At 61.1% G+C, this 7680-nt stretch carries 4 protein-coding genes; 2 read left to right on the plus strand and 2 right to left on the minus strand.

Features of this window, described 5'->3' with window-relative positions; genetic code table 11:
- Together psaB and psaA are read right to left on the minus strand one after the other, a co-directional pair.
- Nucleotides 1-2177 (minus strand): photosystem I core protein PsaB (gene psaB, locus NW844_RS11345; protein ID WP_414335741.1); only part of this gene is annotated, 2177 nt, incomplete at its 3' end.
- A 21-nt stretch (nucleotides 2178-2198) separates the two neighbouring features.
- Nucleotides 2199-4466 (minus strand): photosystem I core protein PsaA, encoded by a 2268-nt coding sequence (psaA, locus tag NW844_RS11350; RefSeq protein WP_414335742.1) that lies wholly within the window; start codon nucleotides 4464-4466, stop codon nucleotides 2199-2201.
- A 331-nt stretch (nucleotides 4467-4797) separates the two neighbouring features.
- Here psaA and ureC point away from each other — a divergent pair, with 331 nt between their 5' ends.
- Both ureC and NW844_RS11360 read left to right on the plus strand, forming a co-directional pair.
- Nucleotides 4798-6516 (plus strand): urease subunit alpha, encoded by a 1719-nt coding sequence (gene ureC / locus NW844_RS11355; RefSeq protein WP_414335744.1) that lies wholly within the window; start codon nucleotides 4798-4800, stop codon nucleotides 6514-6516.
- 83 nt (nucleotides 6517-6599) lie between these two features.
- Nucleotides 6600-7680: ABC transporter ATP-binding protein (locus tag NW844_RS11360; protein WP_414335745.1), on the plus strand; the 1081-nt coding region annotated here is incomplete at its 3' end.

Raw genomic sequence — 7680 nt, forward strand, 5'->3', positions numbered from 1 at the left:
CCCACCGTGAAGTGGGCCAGACCCACCAACCGACCCTGCACAATCGACATAGCCACCGGCTTATCTTTCCAGCGGATCAGCTTGGCCAAGGGGGTGCGCTCGTGCGCCCAGACCAGGGTCTCGATCAGCTCTTGCCAGTAGCCGCGCCAGGAGATCAAGAACATGAACCCAGTCGCCCAGACCAAGTGGCCGAACAGGAACATCCAGGCCCAAACCGCCAGGTTATTCATTCCGTAGGGGTTGTAGCCGTTGATCAACTGAGCCGAGTTGGCCCAGAGATAATCCCGCAGCCAGCCCATCAGGTAGGTGGAGTTCTCGTTGAACTGGGCGGTGTTGCCGCTCCAGATCCCCAGGTGCTTCCAGTGCCAGTAGAAGGTCACCCAGCCAATGGTGTTCAGCATCCAGAACATGGCCAGGTAGAAGGCATCCCAGGCGGAGATGTCGCAGGTGCCGCCCCGACCCGGCCCGTCGCAGGGGAAGCTGTAGCCGAAGTCTTTTTTGTCCGGCATCAGCTTAGAGCCGCGGGCATCCAACGCCCCTTTGACCAGGATCAACGTCGTGGTGTGCAGGCCGAGAGCAATGGCGTGGTGCACCAGGAAGTCGCCAGGGCCAATGGGCAGGAAGAGGAACCCATTGGGGTCATTGATGGCTTGCAGCCAGCCGGGCAGCCACACGTTGCCGTAGTTGGGCCAAGCCGTAGAGGCGATGCTATCCGGGTTGGACAACAGCACGTCCATGCCGTAGATCATCTTGCCGTGGGAAGCTTGAATGAACTGAGCAAACACCGGCTCGATCAGGATCTGCTTCTCCGGCGTGCCAAAGGCTTGCATGACATCGTTGTGGACGTACAGCCCCAGCGTGTGGAAGCCCAAGAACAGCGATACCCAGCTCAGGTGGGAGATGATCGCCTCCTTGTGATCCAGCACCCGCGCCAGCACGTTGTTCTTGTTGGCTTCGGGATCGTAGTCCCGCACCAGGAAGATGGCCCCATGGGCAAAAGCCCCCACCATCAAGAACCCAGCAATGTACTGGTGATGGGTGTAGAGAGCCGCCTCCGTGGTGTGATCCATGGACATGAACACGTAGGGGTTGAGGGCGTACATGTGCTGCGCCACCAGCGAGGTCACCACTCCCAAAGAAGCCAGCGCCAACGCCAACTGGAAGTGCAGGGAGTTGTTGACCGTGTCGTAGAGGCCCTTGTGCCCTTCGCCCAACAGGCCCCCGAAGGGAGTGCCCTTGGGCGGGTTGTGGGCGCCCAGGATCTCGCGGATGCTGTGGCCGATACCCCAGTTGGTGCGGTACATGTGGCCAGCGACGATGAAGATGACCGCAATGGCCAGGTGGTGGTGGGCCATGTCCGTCAGCCACAGGGACTGCGTGTTGGGGTTAAAGCCGCCCAAGAAGGTGAGGATGGCCGTGCCCGCCCCTTCTGCCGTGCCCCAGACGTGGTTGGCCGTATCTGGGTTCTGGGCATACACCCCCCAGTTAAGGGTGAAGAAGGGCTTCAGTCCCGCCGGGTGGGGCAGCGTGGTGAGGAAGTTGTCCCAGCCCACGTGCTGACCGCGCGACTCGGGGATGGCCACGTGCACCAGGTGGCCCGTCCAGGCCAGCGAGCTGACGCCGAACAAGCCGGCCAGGTGGTGGTTGAGGCGGGCTTCAGCGTTCTTGAACCAGCTCAGGCTGGGCCGGAAGCGGGGCTGCAGGTGCAGCCAGCCGGCAAACAGGAACACCGCCGCCAACAACAGCAGGCCGATGGCACCGGTGTAGAGATCGCCGTTGGTGCGCAGGCCGATGGTGTTGAACCAGTAGTAGAGGCCGGAGTAGGCCGCGTTGACAGGGCCACCGCCCCCAGGTTGGGTGAAGGCTTCCACCGCCGCCTTGCCGAACTGGGGATCCCAGATAGCGTGGGCGATGGGGGTGACGCCGGTGGGGTTGGCCACCCATTGCTCGTAGTTGCCTTGCCAGGCGATGTGGAAGACGTTGCCCGAGGCCCACAGGAAGATGATCGCCAGATGGCCGAAGTGGGTGGCAAACAGCTTTTGGTAAAGCCGCTCCTCCGTCATGCCATCGTGGGTCTCGAAGTCATGGGCGGTGGCAATGCCATACCACAGACGTCGAGTGGTGGGATCACTGGCCAGGTCTTGGCTGAATTGCGGAAAACGAGTTGCAGTTGTCATGATTCTCTCTTCCTCCTTGCCTTAGCCGAGTGCGGCAAACCGTGCCAGGAAGAACGCCCACGTGGTGACGATCCCACCCAGCAGGTAGTGGGCCACACCGACCGCCCGACCCTGGATGATGCTCAGGGCGCGGGGTTGAATGGCCGGAGCGACTTTCAGTTTGTTATGCGCCCAGACAATCGACTCAATCAGCTCCTGCCAGTAGCCACGGCCGCTGAACAGGAACATCAAGCTGAAGGCCCAGACGAAGTGGGCGCCCAAGAAGAGCAGCCCATAGGCCGACAGCGCCGAGCCGTAGGAGTTGATCACCTGCACCGATTGCGCCCACAGGAAGTCCCGCAACCAGCCGTTGATGTTGACGGCGCTGGCTGCAAAGTTGCCGCCCGTGATGTGCTCAATCGTGCCGTCCGGGTTGACGGTGCCCCAGATGTCGCTCTGCATCTTCCAACTGAAGTGGAAGATCACAATCGAGATGGCGTTGTACATCCAGAACAGCCCCAGGAAGACGTGATCCCAGCCGGAGACCTGGCAGGTGCCGCCGCGGCCTGGCCCGTCGCAGGGGAAGCGGAAGCCCAGCTTGGCCTTATCGGGGATCAGTCGGGAAGAGCGGGCAAAGAGCACCCCCTTGAGCAGGATCAACACCGTGATGTGGATGGTCATGGCGTGGATGTGGTGCACCATGAAGTCCGCCGTGCCCAGCACCATCGGCATCATGGACACCTTGCCGCCCACGGCCACCACGTCGCCGCCGAAGATGGGGCTTACCGAAGCGCCCACGTAGGGAGCGGTGCTGGCGATGGCGTTGGTGTGCAGGGATTGAATCCACTGGGCAAAAATGGGCTGCAGTTGGATACCGGTGTCCGAGAACATGTCCTGCGGACGGCCCAGCGCCTGCATGGTGTCGTTGTGGACGTAGAAGCCGAAGGCGTGGAAGCCCAGGAACAGACACACCCAGTTCAGGTGGCTGATGATGGCGTCGCGGTGGCGGATTACCCGATCCAGCACGTTGTTGCGGTTCACCGCCGGGTCATAGTCCCGCACCATGTAGATGGCCCCGTGGGCAGCGCCGCCAACAATGAACAGTCCCCCTATCCACATGTGGTGGGTAAAGAGGGAGATCTGCGTGGCGTAGTCGATGCCCATGTAGGGGTAGGGGTTCATGGCGTACATGTGCTGGGCCACGATGATGCTCAGGGATCCCACCATGGCCAGGTTGATGGCCAGTTGGGCATGCCAGGAGGTGGTCAGCACTTCGTAGAGACCCTTGTGGCCTTCGCCGGTGAAGGGACCCTTGTGGGCTTCCAGGATCTCTTTAATGGAGTGGCCGATGCCCCAGTTGGTGCGGTACATGTGGCCCGCCACGATAAACAGCACGGCAATGGCCAGGTGGTGGTGGGCCTGATCCGTCAGCCAGAGGGCGCCGGTTTGCGGATCCAAGCCCCCCTTGAAGGTGAGGAACTCCGCGTACTTGCCCCAGTCCAACGTAAAGAAAGGCACCACCCCGCTGAAGAAGCCCCAATCCACACTGGGGAACATCTCCTTCATCAGGGCCGGCTTGAGGATGAACTCGTGGGGCAGAGGGATCTGAGCCGCCGGCACGCCCGCATCCAACATCTTGTTGATGGGGATGGCCACATGAATTTGGTGACCGGCCCAGGCCAGAGAGCCCAGCCCCAGCAGGCCCGCCAGGTGGTGGTTGAGCATCGACTCCACGTTCTGGAACCACTCCAGCTTGGGAGCCCGCTTGTGGTAGTGGAACCAGCCGGCAAACAGGCAGAGGCCAGCCATCACCAAGCCACCAATAGCGGTGCAGAGGAGTTGAAACTCATTGGTGATGCCGGCAGCCCGCCAGAGGTGAAATAGGCCCGACGTGATGCGGATCCCTTCAAAGCCGCCGCCCACATCGCCGTTGAGGATCTCCTGGCCGAAGATGGGCCAGACCACTTGGGCGCTGGGCTTGACATTGATCGGATCCGCCAGCCAAGCGGAGTAGTTGGAGAACTGAGCGCCGTGGTAGTACATGCCGCTCAGCCAGACAAAGACCACCGCCAGGTGGCCGAAGTGCGCAGAAAAGATCTTGCGAGAGACGTCTTCTAGGTCGCTGGTGTGACTATCGAAGTCATGAGCAAGAGCGTGGAGGTTCCAGATCCAGGTCGTGGTCTTGGGGCCACGCGCCAGGCTGCGATCGAAGTGTCCCGGCTTGGCCCATTTCTCAAATGAGGTGGGAACCGGATCGATATCAACCGTCACCTTAACCTTTGGCTCTCGCTCCTTGGGTGTAGTTGTCATCAAGAACTCCTCTCTTGCGACAAGGAACGAAGCATTCCCGCCCATCGTCAGGAAACCCCCCAGGGCGGGACTTACCAGGCATTATAGGTCAGGGTTTGTAAACCCCCCGTCGCTTCACAATAATTAAACGAGGAATCCCTTGTCTGATCGGGGTCGGCGTCGATTGGCAATCGTTTTTCCAATTGTAGATGTAAATATATGTAACGAATTTTCACCAACCCAATCTGCTCTGGTGAAATGAACGCTGAGAACTGGGCAACGGGCAGCAAGGGATCCTCTGGGTGGGGATATGTGGTAGAAAGCTGACAGCTTCCTGCGCAGATGTCCTTCTATGACTCTGGAAATTCCCCGTCGCCAGTACGTCAGCAACTACGGCCCCACAGTAGGGGATCGAGTGCGTCTGGCGGATACCGAGCTGATCATCGAGGTGGAGCAGGATTTCACCACCTACGGCGAGGAGATTAAGTTCGGCGGCGGCAAGACCATCCGCGACGGCATGGGGCAATCGCCGACGGCCACCCGCGCCAACGGGGCTCTGGATCTGGTGATCACCAACGCCCTGATCTTGGACTGGTGGGGCATCGTCAAAGCCGATGTGGGCATTCGCGACGGCTACATTGTCGGCATCGGCAAGGCCGGCAACCCCAACATCCAGACGGGGGTGACACCAGGCATGGTGGTTGGCCCCAGCACCGAGGTGATTGCCGGCGAAAACTTGATCCTGACGGCAGGCGGGATCGACGCCCATGTGCATTTCATTTGTCCTCAACTGTGCGAGTTTGCCATCGCTTCGGGAGTGACTACCCTTTTGGGTGGCGGAACCGGGCCGGCCACAGGCAGCAACGCCACCACCTGCACACCGGGGGCCTGGAACTTGGGGAAGATGTTGCAGGCGGCGGAAGGGTTTCCGGTCAACTTGGGCTTTTTTGGCAAGGGGAACGCGGCGTTTCCTGAAGCTCTGCGGGAGCAGGTGGAAGCGGGGGCCTGCGGGCTGAAGATCCACGAAGACTGGGGATCGACGCCGGCGGTGATCGATAGCTGTCTGCAGGTTTCGGATGAATACGACATCCAGACCCTGATCCACACCGATACCTTAAATGAGTCGGCCTTTGTGGAAGATACCATCGCCGCCATCAATGGCCGCACCATTCACACCTTTCATACTGAAGGGGCCGGAGGTGGGCACGCCCCCGACATCATCCGCATTGCTTCCGAGCCCAACGTGCTGCCCAGCTCCACCAATCCCACCCGTCCCTTTACCCGCAACACCATCGAAGAGCACCTGGACATGCTGATGGTGTGCCATCACCTGAGCAAAGAGGTGCCAGAGGACATTGCTTTTGCCGAAAGCCGCATTCGCCCCCAAACCATTGCCGCCGAAGACATCTTGCACGACATGGGGGCCCTCAGCATCATCTCTTCCGACTCCCAGGCCATGGGCCGGGTGGGAGAAGTGATCATTCGCACCTGGCAAACCGCCCACAAAATGAAAGTGCAACGGGGGCCTCTGCCGCAGGATAGCAGCCGCAACGACAACTTTCGGGCCAAGCGTTACGTAGCTAAGTACACCATCTGCCCTGCCATTGCCCAGGGCCTCAGCCACATCATCGGCTCGGTAGAGGTGGGCAAGCTGGCGGATCTGTGCCTGTGGAAGCCGGCTTTCTTTGGGGTTAAGCCGGAGATCGTCCTGAAGGGGGGCTTGATTGCCTATGCCCAAATGGGGGATCCCAACGCCTCGATTCCAACTCCGCAGCCGGTGTACCCTCGGCCTATGTTCGGCAGCTTTGGCCGCGCCCTGAGCGAGACCAGCCTGCTCTTTGTCTCCCAGGCTGCCCTAGACCTGGGGATCCCAGAAAAACTGGGGATCCAACGCCGGGCCGTAGCGGTCAAGAATTGCCGCGAGATCGGCAAGGCGGATTTGAAACTCAACAGCAGCACCCCTCACATCGAGGTCAACCCGGAGACCTATGAAGTACGGGCCGATGGAGAATTGCTCACCTGTGAGCCGGCAGAAGTCCTGCCGATGGCGCAACGATACTTTTTGTTCTAGGCTTTTCTCAGCTTGAGGGTCGAGCATCTGGGATACGACTGACAGCGGAACGGATTGGCTAACCCTAGCCGCGTAACCTGAGCATGGGCCACCTTGTTCTTCGCCATCTCAGCAAACGCTTCCACAAGCAAGGGATCCCTGCCCTGAGGGACTTGTCTTTGACAGTGGAGCCAGGGGAGATCTTCGCCCTGCTGGGCCCATCGGGCTGTGGTAAGTCCACCACTCTCAATCTCATCGCCGGCCTGCTGGAGCCGGATCCCTGGCCCCATCCGGGAGAAATTTGGCTGGACGGGATCCTGCTCAACCCTCGGCCACCAGAGCGGCGCGGCGTGACTTTGCTCTCCCAGCACAGCCGTCTGTTTCCCCACCTGAGCGTGGGGGAAAACGTGGCTTTTGGCCTGAAGATGCGGGGTGTTCCCCGGGCAGAGCGAGAGGCAGCGGCCTTGCGCATGTTGGAGCGGGTACAATTGGCCGGGTTTGCTCAGCGCCGGCCCAGTCAGCTTTCGGGCGGACAGGCGCAGCGGGTGGCCCTGGCGCGGGCCTTGGTGATCCGGCCCAAGCTGCTGCTGTTGGATGAGCCTTTATCGGCTTTGGATGCCAACCTGCGCCAAGAGATGCAGGCCTTGATCCGGGAGCTGCAGGCGGAAACGGGTGTGACGACGGTGCTGGTTACCCACGACCAAGTGGAAGCCACGGCCATGGCCCACCGCATTGGCCTGATGTTTGCGGGGCAGTTGCACCAGGTGGGATCCCCGGCGGAGTTTTATCAGCGGCCGCGCTCCGAGCGGGTTGCCCGCTTTTTTGGCGGGGTCAATTTTCTCGATGCTCAGGGGGAAGGTCACCAACTTCGCCTCAGCACCGGGATCCTCTTAAAAAGCGCTGTGCCCCTCCAAGGTCAGGTGCGGCTGACGGTGCGCCCGGAGCAGGTGCAGGTGTTTCCCCAGCCGCCGGGGTTGGCCGAGAATGTTTTCCCGGCCCAGGTGGTGGCGGAGCGCTTTGCGGGCCCTCAGCGCCGGCTGCAGCTCCGAACCGGCTGGGGCAACCTAGAGGCGTGGGTGAACCCCCACCAGATGTTTGCGCCCGGGCAGGCGGTGTGGATCCATTTGCCGCCAGAGGCTTTGTGGCCTGTGGAGGGGGAGCCCTCACCCCCGGCCCCTCTCCCAG

Origin of the sequence: Synechococcus sp. H55.2 (assembly GCF_047462495.1) — a bacterium.
Taxonomy (GTDB): Bacteria; Cyanobacteriota; Cyanobacteriia; order Thermostichales; family Thermostichaceae; genus Thermostichus.

Bases quoted from the DNA above. Each gene is read 5' to 3' on its own strand.
- psaA (WP_414335742.1), bottom strand. From the start codon at position 4,466: ATGACAACTACACCCAAGGAGCGAGAGCCAAAGGTTAAGGTGACGGTT.
- ureC (WP_414335744.1), top strand. From the start codon at position 4,798: ATGACTCTGGAAATTCCCCGTCGCCAGTACGTCAGCAACTACGGCCCC.